Here is a 1,086-nt window from a genome sequence, read left to right on the forward strand (position 1 = left end):
GCGGCTGGCGCGAGGTGATGTCCCTGGCCACCGATATGGGAGCGAGCGCCCCCGCCAACGCCACCCGGCGTGAGCACGCGGCCGAGCTGGCCGGGCAGTTCCCGGCCACCGCGGACTCCACCACCCTCCTGGCGCACCGGGCCGACGCGGCGATCTTCGGGGCAGCCGAACCGACGGAGGTGCAGGTGCAGCAGTACTGGGACCAGGTGGACGACTCGCTGGCGAAAATGAAGGACTCGCTAAGTTTCTGGCAGCGGCAGCGGGCAAAGTACACGCCGCGCTCGCTGGTTGCCGACGCCAAGAGGCGGCTGGCGCGGCGGCGGACAACGGCCGCCACTAGAATCCGTACAGTAGACTCACAGGCCGAACGGCCGGAACAGGGCGGGAGCAGCACGTGGCAGCAAGACTGAATCTGGTCAGCGCCCCGGTCGGCAAACGGCTGGGGGCGTGGCTGATCGACAAGATTCCGCCGGCCGTGCTGATGCTGGCGGCCTACGCTGCCAGCGTGCCGGCCGTGATGGAGGCCGCGGCCTCGGGCAGCGCCTCCGCGGCCGCGGAGTCGCTGGGCGGCCTGTTCCTGTGGATCGGGCTGGCGACCGTGCTGTCGCTGGCCTACACCATCTGGCTCTGGGGCTGGGAAGCGACCGCCGGCAAGACTCCCGGCAAGGTGCTGCTGGGCCTGCGGACCGCGAACGAGGACGGCCACGCGGCCGGCTGGGGAGCCATCTTCCTGCGCGGGCTGATCATCGCCGTGGGCGGACTGGTGTTGGCGGTGGGCGCGGTCGTGGTGGTGGTCTCCAACGTTTGGGACCGCAACCACAAGCGGCAGGGCTGGCACGACAAGGTGGCCAAGACATTGGTGCTCGACGTGGCACAGGGCCGCGATCCGCTGACCACCGGCGGCCTCTACGGGTCGGCGGCCTTCGCCCCGGATGGTACGGACGTCCACGCCGGCTTTGCCGGCGCGGCACCTGACGGACAAGACCCGCGCCGGCCCGCAGGCGGATATTTGCTCAACGGAAATTCAACGCAGGAAAACAAATTCCGCGGACTCTTTCCGTGGCTCCGCCAGTCTGCAAGAACCGT

2 protein-coding genes are annotated in these 1,086 nt (G+C 69.6%); both read left to right on the forward strand.

What is annotated here, in order from left to right:
- Positions 1-410 (forward strand): DUF4129 domain-containing protein (locus tag AC5RV2_RS18295; protein WP_494093508.1); only part of this gene is annotated, 410 nt, incomplete at its 5' end.
- The coding region (locus tag AC5RV2_RS18300) for an RDD family protein (protein ID WP_494093509.1) at positions 395-1,086 on the forward strand (692 nt) is incomplete at its 3' end. The genes AC5RV2_RS18295 and AC5RV2_RS18300, both read left to right, overlap by 16 nt.

The organism is Arthrobacter sp. Y3225116 (genome assembly GCF_059091245.1).